Source organism: Flavobacterium sp. TAB 87 (assembly GCF_001529295.1).
Taxonomy (GTDB): Bacteria; Bacteroidota; Bacteroidia; order Flavobacteriales; family Flavobacteriaceae; genus Flavobacterium.
Genome location: NZ_LLWK01000034.1, coordinates 60282 through 85794 on the forward strand (window position 1 = coordinate 60282; position 25513 = coordinate 85794).

A 25513-nucleotide genomic window follows, 5' to 3' on the forward strand; every position below is an offset into this window, starting at 1 on the left:
TTCAATTAAAGTTGCTACATAAAAAAGTACAAGTGAACTGAAAATTTTAATGAATTGCACTATTTACCTATAAAAAATTTGATTGACTTTCTATACTCTTTTCCTAATTTCTTAAAATTGCTAAAATGCAGTATTTTTAGTATCTTAACTACTTTAATTTTTGATAGCACAGTTTAAGATCTGTGAAAGAACTAGTATTAATTTGCAAAACTTTATATTTGAGTTGTTATATTTTTTCTGTAAGTTACCCGACAAACCTTCCAATTAAATTTTATGAATACATTTCTAAACGCCGAAGACGAAGAATCACGTCTCAAAAAATTAGAATTTTTTGATTTGCTCACTGTGCAAAAAAAGCCTGAGCTAGACATATTTACCGAGGGAGCGGCTTTAATAGCAGACTGTCCTGTTTCTCTGATTTCTATGATGGGAAAGGATACGCAGAATGTACAAAGCTGCATTGGTTTGGCAGTAGACGTTGTGCCTCGTGAGAGTACCGTATGTCAATATGTGGTTGCTGCCAAGAAAACCTTGGTAATTACTGATACTTTGCAAGACGAACGTTCAAAAAGTAATTCAATCGTACTTGAGGCAGGAATACGTTTTTATGCAGGAATACCTCTAAAAGATGATGAAGGTTTTGTATTAGGAACACTTTGCGTAATCGATTATAAGCCGAAAGAACTTACCGAGCGACAGCTAGATTCTCTGCATAAAATGGCTGAGGCTATTACCAAGATTCTATTAGCTAAGAAAAGAAACATACAGTCCGATTATTTTGAAGAGATTGTAAGTATTTCAAATAATTTAATTATTGTGTTGGATGACAATCTAATTATTAAAGATGTAAATCCAGCATTGGAAGGAACTTTTAATGTAAAGAGGAAAGAAGCAATTGGGCAAAGTTTTTTAAAAATTATAGGTAAAAAGTCAGAGGAACTAAAAAGTTTAAAAGAAGATCTTGAACGTACAGATAAGGTAGTTTTTACCACTAGTACAAAATTAAACAACTTGCCTGCCATAACAATCGAGTGGGTTTTAAAGCAAAAGGAGGATAAGTCAGATGTTTTTTGTTTTGGTAGAAATATTTCTAGTCAGATCGAAGAAAACCGAAAACTAGAAAACTCTGAGAGAAAATTCAAAAACTTTTTTCAAAATGCAATTGGTTTAATGAGTATTCACGACTTAGAGGGTAACATTTTGGACGTTAACCAAAAAGGACGAGAATTACTAAATTATTCTGCAGAAGAAATTAATGGAATGAATTTGAAGGATTTGGTTCCTAAACGAAATTGGAATTTACTTGATCAATACTTAGAGAACATTTCAGCTAAAGGTGAAGACGTTGGCAATATGCTACTCCAAAAGAAAAATGGTGAAGAAGTAATTTGGATGTATAGCAACATCGTAGAAGTTGATGAAGAAGGTAAGCAGTATGTGGTAAGCACCGCTTTAAACGTTACAGATCGTGTGTTTCTCGAAAAAGATTTAATCTATACTAAAAAAATACTGGAGCAAACTAACGAAGTGGCGCAAGTTGGTGGATGGGAACTAAACCTTAAATCAAACACCGTTTATTGGTCACAGTCGGTGAAAGAAATTCATAAAGTAGCGCCTGACTTTACGCCAACTTTAGATAATGCAGTTGGATATTATAAAGGAGAAAACAGCATACGTCTAAATTTTTTAATTGAAAGAGCAATACAAGATGGCATTTCGTTCGATGACGAACTTCAACTTTTACGCGAAGACGAAGTTGTAATTTGGGTACGAATAAAAGGAGTTCCCGAGTTTGAAAATGGCGTTTGTACTAAACTTTTTGGCATTATTCAAGACATTGATCAGTCTAAAAAATTATACTTGGAACTGGCTGAAAAAGAGGCCATGCTGCAGTCGTTTATTAGGTATGCTCCTGTAGCTGTGGCAATGTTTGACAAGCAACTTAATTATTTGGCAGCTAGTGCTAATTGGGCAGAAGAAATCTCACTGACTGAAGCACAACTAATAGGCAAACATGTTTTTGAGATTACGACTAATGTTGCCGAAGAGAGAAGAAAAATTTACATCGAAGCTCTTAAAGGTAAATCGTATAAAAATGAAGATGTAACTATAAAACTTCCGAATAAAGAAGAAATTCAACATTATACTATAGAAGTTAGTCCTTGGTATCTTTCTGATGAGGTTATTGGAGGCATAATAGTTTCTACAAAGAACATTACTGAAAGTGTTAAGACGACGCAAGAGCTTCAAGCAGCTAAAGAAATGGCTTTGATAGCTAATAGAGCCAAGTCTGAATTTTTAGCCAATATGAGCCATGAAATTCGTACGCCTTTGAACGGAGTAATCGGGTTCTCTGACCTTTTACTTAAAACACCTTTAAATGAAACACAGGTTCAGTATCTTAATTATATTAATGAATCTGGCGAAAGCTTGCTGACCATTATTAATGATATTCTTGACTTTTCTAAAATAGAATCGGGCAAATTAGAGCTTTTAATTGACAAGTGTAATATATACGATTTGGTCAGTCAAGTGGTCAATGTAATACTGTACCAGTCGCAAAGAAAACATATTGAACTTCTTTTAAATATTGAACAAGGACTTCCAAAAACGTTATTGTTGGACGAGGCCAGAATTAAACAAGTATTAATAAATCTACTAGGCAACGCAGTAAAATTTACTGATAGTGGTGAAATTGAGCTTAAAGTAGAGAAGTTAAAGATTGATGATACTAATTTGACTTTGCGCTTTGCTGTTCGCGATACTGGTATTGGAATTCCGTTAGATAAACAACAGCGTATTTTTGATGCCTTTACGCAGGAAGACAGTTCAGTAAGTAAACGCTATGGAGGAACTGGTTTGGGTCTAACGATTTCGAATAATATTTTGAAATATATGGGAAGCCAACTGACGCTTACTAGTCAACTAACAGAAGGTTCTGTATTTTATTTTGATCTCACTGTACCTTACGAAATGGACAGTTTTGATGAAAGTGAAGATTTAAATATAGAGCGAGTACTGATTGTAGACGATAACGAAAACAACCGAATTATTCTCCAACACATGTTGGCTTATAAAAATATCGATTCGAAATTAGCTGCAAATGGATTGGAGGCAATTCAGATCTTGATGACTGGTGAACGATTTGATTTAATCTTGATGGATTATCGCATGCCTATAATTTCTGGCTTAGAAACTATTGAAAAAATCAAATTAATTTTTGAAAATCAGCACGAAATTTCACCTTTGGTGGTATTGCATACTTCTTCAGAAGAAGAAGAAATTATCAATAAATTTCGTCAAGATGAAAAGTCATTTTGTTTGCTTAAACCAATAAAATCTGAAGAATTGTATGCAACGTTAAGACGCGCAGTAAAAGCCAATACCAAGGTTGATGAGTCTACAGAACAGAATAATCTAGCTGATCAAGCGAATCTATTATTTGCAGAATCGCTAAATGTATTACTGGTCGATGACAATCCCGTAAATATGGTTCTCAATAGGAGAATGATGCAATCGCTGATTCCTGGTGTTGAATTAACAGAAATGACTGATGGTTTTCAAGCATTAAATGCCTGCAAAAACACACAATTTGATATTATTTTAATGGATGTTCAAATGCCCGTTATGGATGGTATTGAAGCTACCAAACAAATACGCCTCAATGCAGAATATGCAAACGTGCCAATCATAGGAGTTTCTGCGGGTAATGTACTTGGAGAAAAAGAAAAATGTCTACAGGCAGGAATGAATGATTTTTTACCTAAACCAATCAGACAGGCTGATCTTTCTGAGATGTTGCTGAAACATATTCCGTACACTTTAGAGCCGTCTTTGAGTGCACTTATAGATTATGAAGCTCACATAGATATGCCGCTATTTCTGGAACAAATAGGCGAAGATGCTGATTTTAAAGAAATGTTTCTCAATCTTGTGATCAACGAATTAACATTAGCCGCTATTAATATGAAAGAAGAAGTTACTAAAAGAGATGCTGTGTCAATCAAAAACTTACTTCATAAATTAAAAGGAACTGCTGGAACCGCTGGATTATATAAACTCGCAGATTGTGCAGGAGAATGGGAAAATAAAATTGAGTATACCAACGATTACGATTCTATTCAAGAAGGAATCAAAGAAGAATTAGAAATAGGTGTAAATTTAATGAAACAGATGTTAATCTAAAAAATTGAAATATGTTGATTTTAATAGCTGAAGACGACGAATTAATATTAAGGACAATTGAACATAAACTTGTAAAGGAAGGATACGACGTACTACTTGCCAGAGACGGCAAAGATGCCATAGAAATTATAAAAGAGACTGCTGTAGACATTATTATTACAGACATCATGATGCCTTTCGCTTCAGGGGTAGAGATTCTCTCGGCCATAAATGAAATGGGGAAAAAAATTCCTGTTATTATGCTTTCAAGTATGGGTCAAGAAGGTGTCATTCTAAATGCTTTTGATCTGGGTGCTTCAGACTTTATTGTGAAACCTTTTAGTCCCAATGAATTATTGTTAAGGATAAAGAGACTAACCAAATAACACAGCAAAATATTGATTTTAGAAATTTCATTTCGATTTCTTTTTGACACGTTTTTAGGAGTGCTAGTAGTAGTTTTTCTAATGATAGTAGCTGTGCTATATTTTAGTTTGTATCAATTTAAAAAACTAATCCTCCTTTTAAAATGGTCAACGGTAATAAATGATAAAGTTTTAAATGCGATTGTGTACGATGGTGATTTTAGTACTTCGGCTGATAATTTAGAACCATTTTCCGAGAATTCATCGTTTAGAGATTTGTTTCTGGAAAAATTAGTAGATTCCGAAAAAAAGTTTTCGGGTGCAGCAAATGAGCAAATCAATAAACTGTTTACCGATTATAAGCTAGAAAAAGAAGCTTTTAATAAAATTTACCAAAAAAAACCTTCGCTTATTGCAGGAGGAATTAAAGAATTAAGTGCCATGCGAGTTCAAAAAGCATTGCCCAACATAGCCGTTTTTTTAACACACCCCTCTCCCATAGTTTATCAGGAAGCACAATATGCTATGATTAATCTTAAAGGTTTTGACGGTTTAAATTTTTTAAATACTATTCCGAATGTAATTTCAGAATGGCAACAACTTCGTTTGTTACTGTCTATCACTGATATCCCTTCAGGATCTGAAGAATCGATTGATCTATGGTTGCGTAGCGCAAATGATTCGGTAGTTGTTTTTACACTTCGCTTATTGCGAAAATTTCAGCTGTTGTCATTATATTCTTCGGTACTTAACTTATTTAACCATAGATCGGATCAGGTTAGAATTCAAGCAGTAGAGACGGTACAATCACTAGAGAATTCTACAACAATACAGCACCTTACCGATTCCTTCAAAAACCAATCAGAAGAAGTTCAAGTCGAGATCGTACGAATACTAAAAACATCAAAAGATCCGAGATCGATTGAATTTTTGAAAGAACAATTGACTACACATTCTTTGGTTAAATTAAGAATATTTGCGGCAGAAGCGCTTTTAGAATTAGATCAAAAAGAGTATTTAATTACACTTAGAAAGGATAGCGATTCTTCTAATGAACTTGTACAAATTATAAATCACGCAATACAGGAAAAAATATGTTAGAATTTTCGAACATTATTTATGAGAGTATCATTTGGTTATTTTTAATTTACGGAACAGCTGTATTCTTAGTATACGGATGGATCGCCATTTACGCTCTTGGCGCAGTGTTGCGTTACAAAAAAGAGAATACATTTACAGACTATACTATTATTGCGTCCAATCCAAATGCACCCACTTTTAGTATCATCGCGCCTGCGTACAATGAAGGCATGACCATAGTAGAGAATGTACGATCGTTACTTTCTCTTTTTTATCATAATTTAGAAATTATAATTGTCAACGACGGAAGTAAGGACGATTCGATACAAAAGCTAATTGAAGCTTATGAGCTAGAAAAGATCTCGTTTTTTGTGCAAGGCACTATAGAAACCAATACAGTAAGAGGTGTTTATAAAAGTAAAAATCCTGCCTTTAAAAAATTAATCGTTGTAGATAAAGAAAATGGTGGAAAAGCAGACGCATTAAATGTGGGTGTCAATGTTTCTACCGGAAACTATTTAGTGTGTATTGATGTAGATTGTATTCTGGAGCAAGATGCTATTTTAAAATTAGCCAAGCCATTTCTACAGCAAACAGATAAGAAATTGATTGCATGTGGCGGCGTAATTCGGTTGGCTAACAATTGCAAAATTGAAAACGGCAAAGTTACCGATGTTAACATTCCGAAAACACTCTTAGGTCGTACTCAAGCTCTAGAATACATCAGAGCTTTTGTTCTTGGCCGCATGGCCTGGTCGCGCGCTTCTGGACTTATTTTAATATCGGGTGCATTTGGTGTTTTTGACCGTAAAATAGTTTTAGCTTGCGGCGGTTACGATAGAAATACGGTAGGCGAAGACATGGAGCTCGTGGTGCGAATGCGCAAGTATATGGAGGAAAAGAAAGAGCCTTACGAAGTACTAACTATCCCCGACCCATTGTGTTGGACCGAAGCTCCCGAGTCAAAAGAAGTGCTTAAAAAGCAACGAAACAGATGGATGCGCGGCACTATGGAAACGCTTTGGAAACACCGAAGAATGATGTTTAATCCAAAATACGGAAAACTAGGAATGGTTAGTCTTCCGTACTGGTTTTTCTTCGAATTTCTAGGTCCTTTAATTGAGTTTTTGGGCTATATCGTATTTTTTATTTTTCTTTTTTTGGGTATAATTAACTGGTCTTTCTTCTTAATTTTATTTGCTTTAGTCTTAGCTGCAGGATTTCTATTTTCAATTTATGGAATATTAGTAGATTTGGTTAGCCATCAGGTATATGCTAAAAGAAAAGATTTTATTGCATTGATTGGGACAGCATTACTAGAGCCGTTCTACTTTCATCCTATCGTTGTTAGAGCGGGCGTAAGCGGTTTTGTTGATTATTTTAAAAAATCACATGCTTGGGGAGAAATGACCCGACAAGGGTTCAATCAACAAAACCAAAACTTACCTTTTACACAAAAGGTGTTTGCAATACTGAGTCAAGGTCTCAAAAAATGGGGCGCTTTTGCTACAGTTTTGATCCTATTATTTTTTATAGGAGTTGGAGCCGAATGGGCTTGGTATACGTACACGGTTCAAGATTTAAAACAATCGCCAATAGCGCTTTCGTTATTTTTAGATAATTTGCTATTTGTTTGTAAGACAATTGCAGTTTTAGGCATTATATACAGCATACTTAATTCAATTAAAGAAAGTTGGGCTAAGCTTTTTGCGCTGACCACTTGTACTTTATTTGTCGTTATCCATTATTTACTTTTTCTTTATTTTTCTGAAAGCCACAATATGTTAGGAGCCGATTTATTGTTCTACAACTCAGCTGAGATGAGACAAATTTTACAGGCAAGTGGTATGTTAAGTGTTACCAACTTTGCATTAATTGCCATCTTAATCGCCCTTACATTTACACCTTTTTGGATGTCGTCTAAAACTTGGTTTGAATCAAAATATGTAGGATTGGCTTTCATCGGTATTGGCTTAGTATTATTTATAATCCCATCTGATTTACTACAAGTACAAAACGAAACTCATGCCAATGACTTTAGTGAAAATGCTGTTAAAAGTAAAGGAGCATATTTCTTTAATTCAAATCTAGACAACTACCTCAGCAATCATCCTGAGATAACCGAGTTATTTGGTGATTCTAATGATAGGATCGCAAGTACTGATGGGATTGACGAGTCTTTTCCGTTTTGGAGAAAAGAGACAACTCCAGACTTTCTTGGGCCGTATTTAAGAAAATCAGACCAAACACCTAATCTTGTTTTAGTCATGATCGAAGGTTTGGGACATGCTTACAGTTCGCCGCAAGGTTACGTTGGAAATTTTACACCCTTCATAGATTCATTAGGACATAAAAGTTTGTATTGGGAAAATACACTTAGCTCTGCCGGTAGAACTTTTGCGGCGATTCCAACGTTAACTGGGTCGCTGCCTTTTGGAAAGAATGGATTTCTAGAAATAAAAAAAACACCAGCACATTTTAATCTTTATAATGTTTTGAAAAGTAATGGATTCGAAACGGGTTTCTTCTATGGCGGAAACAGTTCTTTTGATCGAATTCGTGAATTTCTAGAATACAGCGAAGTAGACAACATCGTCGATCAATTTTCATTTAACGAAACATACAAAAAATTGCCAGGCAACGATGGGGATAGTTGGGGATATGAGGATCAAGCCGTTTTTAGAAAAATGCTTGAGGTGCAAAAGTCCCAAAACCAGCCCTACTTTAATGCTATATTAACCTTGTCATCACACAATCCTTTTATGATCAATAATCCTGATTATTATGAAAAGATGTACAAGAACAGGTTAGCTACAGGTCAATTAAGTGCCGAACAAAAAAAGTGGTCTATTAATAATAAAAAACAACTAATCTCTCTATTGAATGCTGATGATGCGGTTCGTACTTTTTTTGAGAATTATAAGAAGAGAAAAGATTTTAAGAATACCGTTTTCATCATTACTGGAGATCACAGTATGCCAGAAATTACATTGCAATCAAAAATTGATCGTTTTCATGTTCCTTTAGTCATTTATTCTCCGCTGCTTAAAGAAGCAAAATTATTTAACAATGTAGTAAGTCATTTTGATATTGTACCGTCGATACTCGCCTATTACAAAGCCAACTACAATCTAAACACACCTTCGAGTGTGGCTTGGGTCGGACGCGGTCTTATGCAAAACCCAGAGTTCGGTATCATAGGAATACCAATAATGAAAAGCAAAAGTCAACTGATTGATTACGTCTATGGAAACTACCATTTAGAAGACAAGCAGCTGTACCAATTAAAAAATCTGGAGGAAAGTTTAATAAACAGACCTGCTATGTTTAAAAAAGTCAATCAAAACTTCAGTCAGTTTAAAACCATGAATTCAAAGTTCTACGAGACCCAAAAGCTTTTACCTGATTCGGTAGTTACAAATTATTTTAAAATCAAATAATAGTATTAGAATCGTCTGCTGTACCCTAAACTTAAATCATACTGATTTCCCTTTTTTTGTGGTTGGTATTCTTGATTGAAATACATAGCCCCAACTGAAAAAATATTTACTTTCTTTATGGAAAAGTTGTACTCTGCTCCCATTTTAAAAGTTTTAAGTTTATAGGTGTAGTTTTCTAAAAGATTACTGCGGTAATCTTCTGGACTGATACCTGTACCTATTTGAAAAGCAAAGTAATCGTCTGCTCCTTTGGTGTAATACCGTACCGTTCCCGTATAAGATTGCGAAATATTTTTACTATCTGGAGTAATATAGGTACGTAAGTTAAACCAATAATTTTTGTAATATTTTCCAACAGAAGCAGTATACAAAAATAGATTCTCTGAAAAATAAAGATGACGGTATCCTATTTCTGCTTCAAAACTCCTCGGCAAATTGGCATTTAGCGAAGCACCTGTTCTATATTTTGGAAAAATTCCTACATCATTGGAATATCCAGCACCCACATACATGTAAAAAATTTTGGATAATTTTGGATAAGCTTCTAATTCTACTTGTGTTCCATTGGATGCAAATTTATTAGCAAAATTTCCTTTCAAAATCACCGATCCATATTTTGTATTTCTCTTATAACTCAACCCCATAATATGCCAATCATCATCAAACTGCTTATCAAAGTGCGACAGATTGTAAGTTAGACCGATCTGATTTTTTGAAGTTAACTCATTTAACCGCACAGAAAGTTCTCGAGCTTCCGTATTGGTAGAATTGATTGCTAAAAGTCCATCGACGGATTTTTGTGCTCCTGCATAATTGTCAACACCATTGTACACTTTTGCTTTTAGCAACCACAATGTTTCCGAGCGAGGATTATATTTCAGCCCTTTGTCGATTATCTCAATCGCTTTTTCGTTTTGGTCGTTCCAATATTCTAATGAAGCATAAGCGACAAAGTAATCTTCGTCTTGAACTTCTCTTAAATCAAGATCTTTAAATACAACTCTTGCTGCTTCCCAGTTATCTGTCCAGGTATATAATCTACCTAAAAAAATAGAAATATCAGTATACTCGGGCGATAGTAATAAAGCCTGTTTTGAAAGTGCTATTGCAGTGACGTAATCTTTTTGATCAAAAGCGACTGTTCTTGCTTTTTGAAACAGCTCGTCAGAGCTATCACTTTCTTGGCCGTAGCCCGAAAATGAAATTACTATTACAAGTAAAAAACTGAAATATTTCTTCATCAAAAATTGAATAAGTAGTTAAAATAGTAGCGAATACTATAAGATGCAAATATATTGAACTTTTTATTGCCACACTCGTTTTAATCTAATTTACGCTTTTCCTTAAAGATAGATCGTACTAACTGTTTTATTTATAACAGGCCGCTGTAGATGTACTTTCCTTAATTCTCTTATAAAATAAAAAATGCTGTAGTTATTAAACTACATGTACTTCCATATTCTACTACAAAAATAACTGCACATCCAATCTACATTTGCAGTGTTCAAAAGGAACAAAAAACAAGACATAAAAATTCAAATATAAAGTACCATGAAAAAACAAATCGTTATCGCAGCATTAGCTCTTGGAGCATTCGTTTTTGGAACTACTAACGTAGCAGCTCAAACTGTTTCTAACCCAGCAAGTACTACAGTAAACCTTAAATTATCAGACGTAATATCTATTGACGCAGGTAGTGCTGCTACTGGGGGAGTTGTAGATTTTAATTATGTAAACTCAAACGATTATAACACTGTAAAAAATGTAACGGTGCCAAATAGTTTAATTGTAACTTCATCTAAAAACTTTGATGTAAAAGTAAAAGCAGAAGGAGCAAATTTTGTAAATGGTTCAAATAATATTCCAGTTAATGTACTTCAAATAACTGCTGTAACTGGAACAAGCATGACTGGGACATTCAATACTGTTGCCTTATCTACAGCTGATCAAGTTTTAGTTAGTAATGCAACATTGGGTGCTAAAAAATCATTAAGCATAGACTACTCTATTTCTGCTCTTAAAGCATCAACGGTACTTTTAGGAAAACCAGCAGGAACGTATACTCAACAAGTAACTTATACTGCAACGGCTCTATAGCTGGCAGCGTACTATAATTTTTAAAAGCCCTCAACAGCGTGAATCTGTTGAGGGCTTTTTTATTTCATTTATTAAGTAGTAATAATCAGCTATAATTTGCTTAGATGAATCGGTAAAACGAACGGATGTTAAATGCCTTTACAATATTTCAATCTTTATCAAAAACGAATATGCAATACAAAATACAGTGTAAATCAAAAGTTAAGCATTTAATTTTGGATACAATTTAATAATTAGTCCTTTGAGTCGATTTTGATAGTCTTCTATCAACCAATTTTTATAACTGGTGCTGGCATTTTCTAGACATTTTACATATTCTTTGACACGCCACTCTGTTTCAGGAGCAAGACTTCAGCAAGAGCAATAGCATGGCTTAAAGATTCTGCATTATCCAAACACATCTTGGTTTGTTGTCTGATGGATTGCTGTATCACTGTTTTTGGTTTTTTATCAGTATCAATTGCTTCCTGATAATAAGCTTCTAAATCGAAAGTCATTTCTAAAGTTTTTGGAAAATTCGCACGTATTTCAGCCGTCAACGTATGCGACTGGAACGAACTTCCGCTCGCTTGATAATGTAATTGTTTTGCAAAAGCATCTGGATTATCAAAAATATATTTCCAATCTAATGGTGCTTCCCACGCGCCAAAGCGCTGTATGTTATTGCCCAAATCTGTGATTCCAAAAATTCTCTTCGAAGTAAGCCTGCGTGCTCCACGTCCAATCATCTGATGATAAAGCGTAATCGAAGTCGTAGCTCTATTGAGTATTACATGTTTCACAGACGGCTCGTCAAACCCTGTAGTCAAAATCGAAACCGAAGTAAGCACCGCATCTTTTGTTTTTTTGAACCATTTTAGTATTTCCTTTCTCTCGTCATCTGGCGTCTTATTATCCAAATGCCTAACAGGAATACCTGCCGCTTTAAAGTTCTCTGCAACTTGCATAGAAACAGCAATACCATTGTTGAAAATCAACGTTTTTTTACCCAGTGCATTTTCTTTATACGCTTTTAGCAACAGTTCCTGCATTGCTATTGATCCATATAAGTCGTTACTCGAACTAACAGTAAAGTCACCGTGAATACCCGTTTTTAAGGAGTTCAATTCTACCTCATAAACAAAAGACTTTGGCTTAGCTAAAAAACCATCGTTAATTAAATTGGCAATACTTTCGCCCGCTATCAAACTGTCATAATACCGGTTCATTGGTTTAGAAATATCAGAGCTAAACGGAGTTGCAGTAGCGCCTATCACAAACGCATTTTTAAACTTACGCGTTAGTTTTCTAAAAGAATTGTGGTGTGCTTCATCAATAATTACGAGTCCAATTTCTTTGGTATTTATTTTTTTCTCTTTTATTCTGTTTCGAAGTGTCTCCACCATCGCTACATAACAACTAGAATTGCTTTTAAAATTAATTGTTTTGCTATTGATAATGCGGTTGTTTACCGTTAGTTTTTTGAGAGTTGTTGATGTTTGTCGGCACAATTCGCTACGATGCGTAAGAATCATCACCTTCTTGTCATATTGTTGAATGTACCTGCGAGCAATCTCGGAAAAGACCATGGTTTTTCCGCCGCCGGTAGGTAATTGATACAAAAGTTTACGATTGGGTTCACTCTCTATAGTTTCAAAAATAGTTGCTATGTCTTTTTGCTGGTAGTCGTAAAATGAGGTGAAGGTTGGTGTTGTACTTTTCATATTTAAAATAATTTAGGACTACTTGTTTTTTATTGAATTAAAATTGCTCTTGTTACTTTCTTTGAAAATTTCGTTAACTACAGTCTCTTATAATATCTTCATTTTAAATAATTCCTTTTTCATTCGAAGCAATTATTATTTATCAGCAGATCAACGGTTGGTTTTTTAGAAACTTTACTGATATTAAAAGTACGCTCAGTCGGTATTATTTTTTTATAAGATTCTTGCAGATTATTATAGTATTGAAGTTTAGTACAGACTCTTTTATTTCTAGAAAAACTTGTGTAGTTATTAAACTACACACACTTCCATTTTATACTACAAAAAAAACGACACAACCACTCTACATTTGCAGTGTTCAAAAGGAACAAAAAACAAGACATAAAAATTCAAATATAAAATACCATGAAAAAACAAATCGTTATCGCAGCATTAGCTCTTGGAGCATTCGTTTTTGGAACTACTAACGCAGCAGCTCAAACTGTTTCTAACCCAGCAAGTACTACAGTAAACCTTAAATTATCGGATGTAATATCTATTGACGCAGGTAGTGTTGCTGCTGGTGGAATTGTAGATTTTAATTATTTAACCTCAGATGATTACAACACTGCAAAAAATGTAACGGTAGCAAATAGCTTAATTGTAACTTCATCTAAAAACTTTGATGTAAAAGTAAAAGCGGAAGCAGCAAATTTTGTAAACGGTACCAATAATATTCCTGTAGATGTATTACAAGTCCAAGCTGTAACGGGCGGAACTATGGGCGGAACACTTAAAACGGTTACTCTGTCTGCAGTTGATCAAGTATTAGTTAGTAATGCAACTTTAGGAGCTAAAAGGTCCTTAAGCATTGACTACTCTATTTCTGCTGTTAAAGCGTCAACGGTACTTTTAGGAAAACCAGCTGGAACTTATACACAAAAAGTAAAATATACTGCAACGGCTCTATAGTAAGCAGTACAGTACAATATTTAAAATCCCTCCGCAGAGTACATCTGTTTGAGGGATTTTATTTTGAAATATATTTATACATGTATTGTAGTTATTAAACTACACATACTTCCATTTTATACTACAAAAAAAAATACCCAAGGAATCTACATTTGCAATGTTCAAAAGAAACATAAAAAAAGAAATAAAAATTCAAATATAAAATACCATGAGAAAACAAATCGGTATCGCAGCATTAGCTCTTGTAGCATTTGTTTTTGGGACTGCTAACGCAGTTGCTCAAAGTGTTTCTAACCCAGCAAGTACTACAGTAAATCTTAAATTATCGGATGTAATTTCTATTGATGCAGGTAGTGTTGCTGCTGGTGGAATTGTGGATTTTAATTATTTAACTTCAGATGATTATAATTCTGCGAAAAATGTAACGGTAGCAAATAGCTTAATTGTAACATCATCTAAAAACTTTGATGTAAAAGTAAAAGCTGAAGGTGAAAATTTCATGAATGGTTCAAACGTTATTCCTGTATTTGTATTACAAGTAAAAGCAGTTAGTGGAGGAACAATAAACGGCTCTTTAAAATCAATTACGTTGTCTGCAGTTGATCAAGTATTAGTATCTAATGCAGCTTTAGGAGCTCAAAAATCCTTAAACATTGACTACTCTATTTCTGCTATTAACGCATCAACCTTCCTTTTAGGAAAAGCAGCTGGAACCTATACACAAAAAGTAAAATACACTGCAACGGCACTATAATTTACAGCAAGATATAATTTTAAAATCCCTCAACAGCGCATCGCTGTCGAGGGATTTTTTATTTTCTGTAAAAGTAACATTAATTGATGTAGTTATTAAACTACAGGCACTTCCATTTTCTACTACAAAATAAACTACAGAGTCAAGCTACATTTGCAGTGTTCAAAAAGAACAGTAAGAAAGACATAAAAATTCAAACATATAATACCATGAAAAAACAAATTGTTATCGCAATATTAGCTTTTGGAGCATTCGTTTTAGGAACTACTAACACGCAAGCTCAAACTGCAACAACAACTGTAAATCTTATTTTAGCAGATGTTATTTCAATTGATTCTGGCGCTGCGGTTGGTGGTGTGGTAGATTTTAACTACACAACAGCAGCAGATTATAACACCGCTAAAAGTGTCACAGTTGCGGAGAGTTTACTAATTACTTCATCTACCAATTTTGATGTAAAAGTAAAATCTAATGGAGTAAACTTTTTGAATGGTAGTAATAGTATACCGGTAAATGTTTTACAAATTAAAGCAGTATCTGGAGGAACAATGACAGGAACATTTAATGCGATTACTTTATCAAATGCAGATCAAAAATTGGTTGCAGCGGCTGATAAAGGAGCAAAAAAATCGTTAAGCATTGAATATTCAATCTCTGCCGACAAAGCATCGACTGTACTTTTAGGAAAACCTGTAGGAACCTATACACAAACAGTAACCTACACAGCAACAGCAATCTAACTGTATTCACAATAAAATTATAAGATATTCTCCTGATTCATTCTCTATGAATTAGGAGAATATTTAAATTTTGTCTATTTTGGTATAATATTCAGTTTATATACTTCGGTATCAATGATAAACACCTCGTAATTTTGTAGAACCTACCTTCAAAATCTTAGACAATTATGAAAAACTATTTGAGCCCCCAACTAGCCCCCTTTCAAAAAAATGCTAATCTAACATTAGCCTTAAAACTTTTTGGATTAAGAATTGCATCTATTGTCGCGCTCTTTTTTTGTAGTACTATTATTAATGCTCAAAAAGCATCCACTTCTGTAAATATCATATTGGCCGATGTCCTATCCATAGATTCAGAAAGCACTGCCAATGGAGGAGCAATTGACTTTAGATATGAAACTGTTGCAGATTACAATTCGCAAAAAACAGCCACTGTTCCTAAAAGTTTAGTAATCACTTTCAGTAAAGCTTTTGATGTTAAAGTAAAAGCCAATGGAGCCTATTTTGAAAATGGTACAAATTTAATTCCTATTAATGTAATTACCATCCGAAGAAACGAATCTTCGACCTTATCAGGAACATCAACTCCTGTTGTACTCTCTACACTCGATCAAGTTTTAGTTGGCGGTGCTGCTTTAGGAAGCAAATTACAATTGGATCTCGATTATATCATTCCGCAATCAAAATCATCTTCAACTGATATTTTAGGAAAACCAGCTGGAACTTACACGCAGACCGTAACCTATACTGCAAGCGCATTATAAAGTTTATTTTACAGAAAAAGATCCTGATAGTTTCTAACAAATTTCATTTATCATCCATTAATTATAACACACAATACCTATGTACAAGCACTTAAAATTTGCACTTACATTTTTATTTATACATGGCTTTGTATCATTCGGCTTTGCACAAGGCGTGTCCATGTCTCCTACACGTTTATTTTTTACAGGTAAACCTGGCGAAGTTGTAACGCAAACCGTAACACTGCACAATGGTTCTGAAAACGACTACATATTTAATATTAATCTTAAAGACTGGAATCGCGAAGAAGATGGAACCAAAGTTTATTTTGATGCAGGAGTTTTAAAGCAGTCTAATTCCGCTTGGGTTACTACTTTAGAAACCAACATTAATTTATTAGCAAAGGCAACACAAGAAGTACTTGTGACTATGAAAATTCCTGCCAATGCATCGGCTGTAGAATTAACCAATTCAATGTTATTTTTCACTCAAATTGGTAAGCAAAAAGATGAATTAAAATTAGATAAAGGAATTGGAATTATAGCTTTGTTTGAGTTCGGATTACACATCTACAATACGCCTCCAGCTAACAAGACAATCAGTTTAGATCTTATGAATATAGAGTCCGTAGCAAATTTAGCAGATAACTCAAAAATTGTACAGGTGCGCCTTTTTAATGACGGTAATGTAGTGAACGACGCAACTGTGGAATTGGAATTGACCAATACTGATTCTGGCGAAGAAACAAAATTAAATCCAATAAACATTTCGATGATGCCAAGTACGTATCAAACGGTAAAACATCAAGTGCCCGATAACCTAAAAGGTAAATATTCGGGAGTTGTTATTGTTAAAATGGCTGGTTCTAATGATATGAGGATTGGAGAAAAATCATTTGAATTTTAAAAATTGTATTTGAAATCTTTAAAACACATACTGTTTTTTCTACCACGAAAAAGAACAGTTTTCTTGTTGCTCCTTATTTTATCTGCGTCAACTATTCAAGCACAAACTCCTAGTGAAGACGTTCAATTTTATTTTGAATTGGACACTATAGCAGTTACGCAAGGCACAACTTTTACCAACTTTTTACACATAAAGAACAGAACAAACCGCAGCTTGAATATTAGTAGTTTAATCGAAAACGAGAACTACCCTGGAATATTATTAGCGCCTAAAAATCCATCATTCCTTGCTCCTAATAGTGAAGAAAAAGTTTTTGTAAAGTTTATAGCAAGCACTGACTTTATGAAGATGAATAATGACGCTATCTCCTTTAACTTATCGTACGCATTCGAAGATGGTACGACCCGGTTAAAAAAAGCTACATTTTACAGACAAAGAACTGAAGAAGAAGAAGTTTTTGTGTACCCGATGATTCAAGAAAATTATATTGATCCTGTACTGCCCGAATCTACTATTTCTATATTTGTAGAAAATACAGGATATGGTTCTCGTTCCATTCAATTGGAATTGGAGTCTAATTTTGCAGGTCTAAAATTACTGCCGAGACAAATTAGTGTGAATCTCGAAGGCAAAGAAAAAAAAGTCATTGAACTTAAGTTGTCTATGCGTCAACAAAATATTTATTTACCGAATTACAATATACAAGTCAAGGCAATTGATTTGCAAAAAAACAAAATAGCTAGCGTTACTAATATCAAGGTAATGATGCTGTCTAATAGCACGCAAGTGATGCGTAATGCAAACATTGCGACAGATAAAAACTACATGGAATTAGCCTACAATCAATTAAGTAATGGGTTTGATTATACGCAATTTAAAGCCAATTCTGAATTAAAATTAGGAGGAGGAATTCGCTCTGTCTTCAACACTGCAGTTGATTATTACAACAATGACGATACGTACAGTGTGTACAATACCTATCTTGATTTGGAACGCAAAGGCTCCTCTATACGATTGGGAAATATTTACGGAAGCGATTATGATTATTCCGTTTCTGGTCGTGGTGCAAAAGTTTTGGCCAAATTAGGCAGCAATAAAAGTATTGAAGCCTTGGCAATCGATACTAATTATAATATTTACAGCAACTATACATCAGAACTACAAAGCTCGACCACCATTGCAACAAAATATAGTTTTGGAGCGTACAATAAATTCAACGGAAAAGTTTCTTATCTCTACGATCACGATCCACGATTGGCGGTAGACTCGTACATTACTCACTTTAGCTCCGGCTTTACGTTGGCTGAAAATCATAATTTAAGAGTAGAAACTGGTTTAAGTCAAGAGCAAAGCACAATGGACAGTAAAAAGCAAGGCGGATTTATGTCTAGTATTAATTATGACTATAGAACCGAGAGTTGGGACTTAAGCTCACTGAACAATTTTGCATCTACGAACTATGTAGGTATGAACAGAGGTTCTTTAAATTTGTATCAAAACATTGGCTACCGCTTAACTGCTACGGAACGTTTATTTTTACAATATCAAAATTCGCAGTCCAAGCCAGAATATTTGTACAATCAGTACCTTCCAGAGAACACGGGGCAAAACATATTTAATTCTAATGTTTATTACAGTACACATTCCTTAAAGTCAGGACTTCAAATTTCTAAAAATACGTGGAACTTTATTTTTTCACCAGAAGTAGAAAAACAAAAAAACAACAATAGCTTTAGCGCTGAAGGTTTGCTGGCTTATCGATTTCGAACTACTGTAAGCACTTCCTTTAAAGCGCATAAACTCAATATGTCTGCCGAATATTCCTACTCGGAAGCAACAGAAAGATGCTACACTTTTTCAAGCTTTAAAACAATGCTGAATTATAACTACAAAAACTTTTCGTTAAACGGAATGATTCAGTACAACCCTAACACTATTTATGATCTGAATTATTTTTCTGAATCAAGCAAAAATTTTATTAATTATAATTTATATACTTCTTATAATTTTAAAGCGCTACAAAACAAAATAAGTGGCTATTTTTCAGCAGCGATCAATTATTCAGAACTGTACAATAATATCAATCAAAATGTCAACGCTAATTTAGAATACAAGATTACTCCAAGTTGGGCAGGAACCGCTTATGCCAACTATTCTAATTACAAGTCTTTGTTAGCCAATAGTTTTAGAGGCGACAATTATCAAGTTAAAATCGGAATCAAAAAGTATTTTTCGAATGGCGATTCTGGGTCTTTTCATAATGTTTCCCTACAATTTTTTCATGATCAAAACTTAAATGGTATCTTAGATAAAGACGAATTTGCCATGGCAAACGAAATTATTAAACTAGATAGCTATGTGGCCAAAACAGATAAAAGTGGTAAAGTAATTTTTAAAAATGTGCCCCAAGGAAGTTATAAATTAAGAGTCAATGAAAGTAGTGGCGGCCGTTTAATGATTGATCCGACGATTTTGGTACGCAAAAGTGTAAACTTAAAAATAGGATTAGGTAAAAGTAATAAGGTAAAAGGTAAACTAGCTGAGGTTAAGCAAACCTACGACGATTTAGAATCTGATGTTAGAGGTATTATCATTTATGCGGAAGACGAGCAAGGCATAAAAACATATACCGCTGTAGATCAAAATGACGAATTTGAATTTTTTCTTAAAAATGGAACATATCGAATTTTTATCGAAAATAATAAATACGAGTACGTAAAATCGTCAGAAACCATACAGTTAAACAACGCTGATTATCCTGAAATTTTACTTTTTAAATTTATAAAAAAAGACAGGCAAATTAAAGTCAAAAAATTTTAAATCTAATGTTATGAAAATATTATATACAGTTTTTTTAGCAGTATTTTTTCTTTTATACAGTACACATATTGTGCATGCCCAAGATGTTCACATCACGCTGCCAACTTCTTCTATCTTTAACAGATCAGAGTTTACGACTGTTCAAACCGTCATGAATACTCAAGGAAATTCTTCATGGCGCTCTACTGGTGTAGATCCTTACGTTAGGTCTAGTTCAGGTGAATTTTTCATTCATACGTCCGCACCAACCACTACTTTGCCTACATCAGTTCTACAATGGCAATTAGCCACTATAGGTGGACAACAAGCTCCTTTTCGTTCTGGTGATGTGTTGCCTGGATATAAGTGGTTTACGAGTTCTTATCAAACTTGGTATCAGCCTACGGCCAGCTCGCGTTATAACGCTGGAAATGTTGCTTTTCGCTTTCGCATTCCTTCAAGTCAGATCGAGGCCAACGCATTCTACGCAGGTGATTACAAAATACAGATCGCCCAAGATTATGGCCGCAGTGGTTGGTATGCGATAGAATTTAGTCCTGAAAGCTTCAGCACTTTTATTACTATTCCAGAGGACATTAGATGGCTTTTAGGAAGCACTTCCAACTATGTCACTATTAATTCTTTGAATGAATTTCGTACTGGCGCACAATTTGCAATCAATTTGGGTACTATGGAGATTGGACATACTATTGATTTTGACTTGTTCGCAAAAAGTGAGAAAAAAGTAGTTCAGTTTAAAGCACTAAATGGAAAAAATAGAAAGTTTGATGTTTCCGTGGTGCAGCTTGGTAGCAACCAACCTAAAATACTTACCATGGCACTAGAGAAAAATGAGAAAAATTACTCTCCTGCTGGCGGCTTTAAAGTAGAGCGTGGAAACAGAGCAAATTTTGAGCTTCAGCTTCTGGTTAATAATGAGGATTTTAGAAATTACTTTTTTGAAGCTGGAACGTATACTTTTCAAGTTAATTTAAATGCAAAAGCTAGCAACGGCTCTAGTAATTCAGCAAAAGAAGTGGATGTTACGGTAGTGGTTCCATTTCTATCGGAAATTACTATTCCTGGAGGCAACACTGAAGTGAATTTCTTATTTAACACCGTTCAGCAATACAATGAAGGTCAAACTAAAGTTATTCCGAATCAGATTCGTGTTTCAAACAATGAAAATTATGAGTTATATGTAAAATCTGATGCAAACTATTTTTATTCAAACGGAATTCAAACCAATATAAATAGTGATGTACTTGAAATTGGCATCGAAGGAAATTCTAAAAGAATACCTCTGTCTAAAAGTTCACAGATACTAATCAGCAATGGTTCTCCAGAAATTGATAAAAATTTAAATTTAAACTATTCTATTTCAGCCATTTCGGCGCAATCGCTAATACCTAAAGAAAAAAAATCGTACAGTATTAATGTGATTTATAGCTTCACGGCTTTATAGCGACAAACTTTTAAATGATGAAAAAAATTCAAAAAACGTACAGTGCCAACATAAAGGATACAACATATAAATTAGGAATACTTCAAAATAAATATGGAGAAGCTTTTGATTTTTTAATATACTCAATCATTAGCATAACTGATTTTGCATTGTGTACCATTACGTTATTTAATGAAACTAAAACATACATTATTGCTAGCAATGACGACAGCTTAAAGAAAATATGGCCTTTATCAGCCTCTTATTTATCTAAAGCACAGTCGCTTTTTGAACAACAAAAGCAACTGTGCCCTGCTCATAAAGCAAATCATTTAGACGTAAAATTTAGCACAGCCTTTGCTATTACCGATTCCAATAATATAGTTCTCGGAAGTATAAATGTCTTTGATACTAAAGAACGTGTTCTCACTGCAGAAGACAACCTTTATCTCAATAAGGCGGTCGATCAAGTCAATCGCTGGATCAAAATAAAAGAAAAAGAACAGCGCTTAACCAATCAGGACTATTTGTTTGAATTCTCTGATGATCTATTGGGCGTTTTTTCATTGGAAGGAAAATTTATAAAAATCAATCCCGCTTTTACCAAAACATTAGGATGGTCAGCCAAAGAACTTACCGAGTCTGACTTTATTGATTTCGTACATCCAGATGATCGATCGGAAACATTGGAAACGCTAGCTGCCATCATTAAAGGGGAGTTTAGTCACAATTTTACTAATAGATATTTTACCAAAACAAACGAAATTAAATGGATCGAATGGACCAGCTCGCCCGATCTCGATTCTAACCAAGTCTACACTATTGGTCGTGATGTTTCTGAATATGTAGAAAAGGAAAAATTATTGATGCAGAGCGAATTAAAATTTAGAAATGTGTTTGAAAACATCAGTGGAATTCTTAGCGTCTTAGACTTGCATGGTAATTTTATAGATGTAAATAAAGCAGGATTAATTGCCTCGGGATTTTCTAAAGAAGAAATGCAAAACTCTTCTCTTTTTGATCTGATAGAACCCGAACGACATAGTCGAATTACACTATTTTTAAAAGAAATAAAAAAGCACGGAAAAGCTTCTGGCGAAATGTCAATACTTAAAAAAGATGGTGAGCAGGCGATCTGGTACTTTATGAGTGTTTTAGAGGAAGATTCCGATGGAAATAAACAAATTTTTTCGAATGTGATTGATATTACAGAACGAAAAAGAATGAATGATGAACTTAAAAAAGCAAAGGAAGATGCTGAAGAAGCGTATTTAGCTAAATCAGAATTTGTAGCCAATATGAGTCACGAAATTCGAACACCACTCAACGGAATAATTGGCTTTACTGAGCTAGCTTTAGGAACCAACTTAGATGAAACTCAAAAACAATATTTAGAAATTATCAATCAATCGGGTATTTCACTCTACAGTATTATTAATGACATCTTAGATTTTTCGAAAATGGAAAAAAATAAAATGAAATTGGATATCGATAAAGTGGATATTGAAGAAGTGATTTCCGAAGCTTTTAATATTGTGTCTTACAGCGTAAATAAAAAAGGCCTAGAAATGCTTATTGATATCGAGCATAATGCGCCAAGATTTATCTGGGCTGATGGAATGCGACTCAAACAAATATTTGTAAACTTACTCGGTAACGCACTAAAGTTTACAGAAAAAGGCGAAATAAAAGTATACGTAAAAGTGCTAGAAGATTACGGAGAAGGCAAAATGCGAATGCGTTTTGGAGTTCGGGATACGGGAATCGGCATACATATTGATAAACAGAAAGAAATTTTTAATGCCTTTTGTCAGGAAGATGCAAGTATTACCAAACGCTTTGGTGGTACGGGTTTAGGTTTGACCATTTCAAACAAATTATTAGAACTCGCCGATAGTACATTGCAACTAGAAAGTGAACAAGGCAAAGGCAGTCATTTCTTTTTTGACATTAATTTTAATACCGAAAAAGAAGAGTTTGAAATGGCTCTTGAAGGAATTAAAACGGTCTTAATTGTCGATGATAACGACAATAATAGAATGATTTTACGACGAATGTTAGAGATTAAAGGCATAGTTGTAACCGAAGTGGATAGTGGCTTAAAAGCACTACTTACTATGATGGAGCACAAGCAATTTGATGTCATTATCATGGACTATCACATGCCAGTAATGGATGGTATTGAGACCATCAGAAAAATAAAAGAGTTAAACAAAAACTCGCCTTTTATTGTATTATACAGTTCGTCGGATGATGAAACGTTGCAAGAAGCATGCGTTGAGTTAGAAGTTGACAATCGCTTAGTAAAACCTATTAGAATGAACTTGATGTACAAGGTTTTATCTAAACTTAAAAATGACAAGAAGGTACAATCTGTGGCAATTGAATACAAAGAAAATGAATCTGAAGATAGTACACATAGCGTAAAAATTTTAGTTGCCGAAGACAATTCGATCAATATGTATTTGACAAAAACATATCTGCAAGAAATTGTACCTAATGCCAAAATCATAGAAGCTTGTAACGGACATGAGGCGGTGGCACAGTATAAAAAAGAAAGTCCGGACCTTATTTTTATGGACATTCGAATGCCAGAATTAAACGGAATTGAAGCAACAAAAATAATTAGAAGTTTAGAACGTGACATCGAAATTCCGATTATTGCATTAACGGCAGGAAGTTTGCCAGGTGAAAAGGAAAGATGTGTACAAGAAGGCATGAATGATTTTCTGGCTAAACCATTGTTGAAGCTTACTTTAGCCAATATGATTAAAAAATGGATTGGAAAAGAATGAGAAAAGGTTAAATTTGCACGCTTACTTTTAAATTAAGAATTGAAGTAAAACACACCCAGATCATGACTAAACTAGAAAAATTAGAACTAGAAATCGAAATACTTAAAACTGAAAATAACCTACTAACAGGCTGGATATCTTTAATTTCGCACGACAGCAAACAAATATTCGGTAACATTAAGTGGCTAATCGAAGCATACGAGGACGACACAATAAGTAAAGATGATTTTTTTAAGATGCTGCCACAGATTAAAAAAGATGCCACAAAAAATTTCTCAGTAGCACAGAGTACTGGAGAATGGTTGAAAACTCAATTTGGAAATTTCAGTCCTAATGCTGATGTTTTAAACGGTTTCAATTTTTACGATGAAATTAAAGAAGAAAATGAAAATAAATTTTTGAGTAAAGAATTATCGTTTGATTTTAAAGGCGATTATGAACTGAATATAATTACAGATAAAGTGTTACTTCTTTTTATAGTAAACAAATTGGTAGACAATGCTATAAAATATTCGCACAAAAAAAATAAAATACTTTTTACTGCAGAAGAAGACCATACCAATTACATTTTATCAATAACCGACTACGGCATCGGAATGACAGAAAGTAATGTAGATTCTGTTTTCTCATTCGAAAGCCCTGTTTATGAAGGTACAACGGGAGAAATTGGTGCGGGATTAAGCTTGAAAATCGTTCAGAGTTTTGTATTTTTGTTAGGTGGACATATTGTAATCAAATCCGTAAAGAATCAAGGAACAACAATTTCCATTTGCCTCCCCAAATCTATAAATAAAAAAAAACATGCTAAATAATGATCGTATTCTAGTAGCAGATGATCATGAAATTGTGAGAATGGGCATGCTTCGGATAATAAAGCAACTGAAACCGCAAGCGCATTTGGCTGAAGTAAATGATTATATATCATTATACAGTGCAATTTCTAAAGACAACTACGATTTAGTCATATTGGATGTTAATATGCCCAATGGCTCTTTTCAGGATGCTGTCATTTTCATTAAGCTGAAACAACCTAGTATTAAAATTCTTGTATTCTCGTCACAGGATGAGCAAATATATGCCGTTCGTTATTTAAAACTTGGAGCAGATGGATATTTAAACAAAGAGTCTTCATCGGCTAAAATTGATCAAGCTCTAAGTGCGATGCTCAGCACGGGTCGCTACTTATCTGACGAAGTACGAGATGCAATGATTTCAGCTTCTTTGAACGGACCTGCAAAAAGTACTCCTATCGCAGCGTTGTCGAATCGAGAATTACAAATTGCAAACAAATTGGTCGAAGGCATTCCGCTTAAAGAACTTTCGAACACTTTAAATCTGCATGCATCGACTATTAGCACCTATAAAAACAGATTGTTTGAAAAGTTAAACATAAAGTCGATACCAGAACTGGTCGAAATTTTAAAACTTTACAAAGAGTAGTGATTTTTATTCTTTTTTTAAATGTAACAATAACTGTAAATACATAAATATAAAGCCTCATAATCAAAAGATTATGAGGCTTTATAAAATA

At 34.1% G+C, this 25513-nt stretch carries 17 protein-coding genes; 15 read left to right on the forward strand and 2 right to left on the reverse strand.

Annotation, left to right across the window (positions count from 1 at the left end; all coding sequences use genetic code 11):
- Nucleotides 1–273 precede the first annotated feature (273 nt).
- From AP058_RS05975 to AP058_RS05990, 4 genes are all read left to right on the forward strand, one after another.
- Nucleotides 274–4185: a response regulator gene (locus AP058_RS05975; RefSeq protein WP_066307860.1), complete on the forward strand. Its 3912-nt coding sequence runs from the start codon at nucleotides 274–276 to the stop codon at nucleotides 4183–4185.
- An 11-nt stretch (nucleotides 4186–4196) separates the two neighbouring features.
- Nucleotides 4197–4550: a response regulator transcription factor gene (locus tag AP058_RS05980; protein WP_066307861.1), complete on the forward strand. Its 354-nt coding sequence runs from the start codon at nucleotides 4197–4199 to the stop codon at nucleotides 4548–4550.
- An 81-nt stretch (nucleotides 4551–4631) separates the two neighbouring features.
- A complete protein-coding gene (locus AP058_RS05985; protein WP_066307864.1) occupies nucleotides 4632–5630 on the forward strand; it encodes a HEAT repeat domain-containing protein in 999 nt (332 codons plus the stop codon).
- Entirely contained in the window at nucleotides 5624–9049 is a 3426-nt protein-coding gene (locus AP058_RS05990) for a sulfatase-like hydrolase/transferase (RefSeq protein WP_066307867.1), read from the forward strand. The genes AP058_RS05985 and AP058_RS05990 overlap by 7 nt, the downstream gene beginning before the upstream one ends.
- A gap of 5 nt (nucleotides 9050–9054) precedes the next feature.
- Here AP058_RS05990 and AP058_RS05995 read toward each other — a convergent pair whose 3' ends face one another.
- Entirely contained in the window at nucleotides 9055–10290 is a 1236-nt protein-coding gene (locus AP058_RS05995) for a YaiO family outer membrane beta-barrel protein (RefSeq protein ID WP_066307870.1), read from the reverse strand.
- A 310-nt stretch (nucleotides 10291–10600) separates the two neighbouring features.
- Between AP058_RS05995 and AP058_RS06000 the strand changes: the two genes are divergently transcribed.
- A complete protein-coding gene (locus tag AP058_RS06000; RefSeq protein WP_066307873.1) occupies nucleotides 10601–11146 on the forward strand; it encodes a peptidoglycan-binding protein LysM in 546 nt (181 codons plus the stop codon).
- Nucleotides 11147–11454: 308 nt separating this feature from the next.
- On the opposite strand, the gene AP058_RS06005 is transcribed toward AP058_RS06000, so the two are convergent.
- Entirely contained in the window at nucleotides 11455–12849 is a 1395-nt protein-coding gene (locus AP058_RS06005) for a DEAD/DEAH box helicase (protein WP_369815134.1), read from the reverse strand.
- A 405-nt stretch (nucleotides 12850–13254) separates the two neighbouring features.
- On the opposite strand from AP058_RS06005, the gene AP058_RS06010 reads away from it, so the two are divergent.
- The 10 genes from AP058_RS06010 (at nucleotide 13255) to AP058_RS06055 (ending at nucleotide 25422) form a co-directional block, all read left to right on the forward strand.
- Nucleotides 13255–13800: a peptidoglycan-binding protein LysM gene (locus AP058_RS06010; protein WP_066307875.1), complete on the forward strand. Its 546-nt coding sequence runs from the start codon at nucleotides 13255–13257 to the stop codon at nucleotides 13798–13800.
- Between the two features lie 208 nt (nucleotides 13801–14008).
- The gene (locus AP058_RS06015; protein ID WP_066307877.1) at nucleotides 14009–14554 is read left to right on the forward strand and encodes a peptidoglycan-binding protein LysM; all 546 of its coding nucleotides are present in this window, start codon (nucleotides 14009–14011) and stop codon (nucleotides 14552–14554) included.
- Between the two features lie 209 nt (nucleotides 14555–14763).
- On the forward strand, nucleotides 14764–15294 hold the full coding sequence (locus AP058_RS06020) for a peptidoglycan-binding protein LysM (protein ID WP_066308276.1): 531 nt from the start codon (nucleotides 14764–14766) through the stop codon (nucleotides 15292–15294).
- 167 nt (nucleotides 15295–15461) lie between these two features.
- Nucleotides 15462–16058 (forward strand): peptidoglycan-binding protein LysM, encoded by a 597-nt coding sequence (locus AP058_RS06025; protein WP_157492631.1) that lies wholly within the window; start codon nucleotides 15462–15464, stop codon nucleotides 16056–16058.
- A gap of 79 nt (nucleotides 16059–16137) precedes the next feature.
- Nucleotides 16138–16944: a hypothetical protein gene (locus tag AP058_RS06030; RefSeq protein ID WP_231739575.1), complete on the forward strand. Its 807-nt coding sequence runs from the start codon at nucleotides 16138–16140 to the stop codon at nucleotides 16942–16944.
- Between the two features lie 9 nt (nucleotides 16945–16953).
- Nucleotides 16954–19764: a hypothetical protein gene (locus AP058_RS06035; protein ID WP_082706593.1), complete on the forward strand. Its 2811-nt coding sequence runs from the start codon at nucleotides 16954–16956 to the stop codon at nucleotides 19762–19764.
- A gap of 10 nt (nucleotides 19765–19774) precedes the next feature.
- A complete protein-coding gene (locus AP058_RS06040) occupies nucleotides 19775–21208 on the forward strand; it encodes a hypothetical protein (RefSeq protein WP_066307882.1) in 1434 nt (477 codons plus the stop codon).
- A 17-nt stretch (nucleotides 21209–21225) separates the two neighbouring features.
- The gene (locus AP058_RS06045) at nucleotides 21226–23982 is read left to right on the forward strand and encodes a PAS domain-containing hybrid sensor histidine kinase/response regulator (protein WP_066307883.1); all 2757 of its coding nucleotides are present in this window, start codon (nucleotides 21226–21228) and stop codon (nucleotides 23980–23982) included.
- 62 nt (nucleotides 23983–24044) lie between these two features.
- Nucleotides 24045–24794 (forward strand): sensor histidine kinase KdpD, encoded by a 750-nt coding sequence (locus AP058_RS06050; protein ID WP_066307886.1) that lies wholly within the window; start codon nucleotides 24045–24047, stop codon nucleotides 24792–24794.
- Nucleotides 24784–25422: a response regulator transcription factor gene (locus tag AP058_RS06055; RefSeq protein WP_066307887.1), complete on the forward strand. Its 639-nt coding sequence runs from the start codon at nucleotides 24784–24786 to the stop codon at nucleotides 25420–25422. Before AP058_RS06050 ends, AP058_RS06055 begins: the two co-directional genes overlap by 11 nt.
- Nucleotides 25423–25513: the final 91 nt, after the last annotated feature.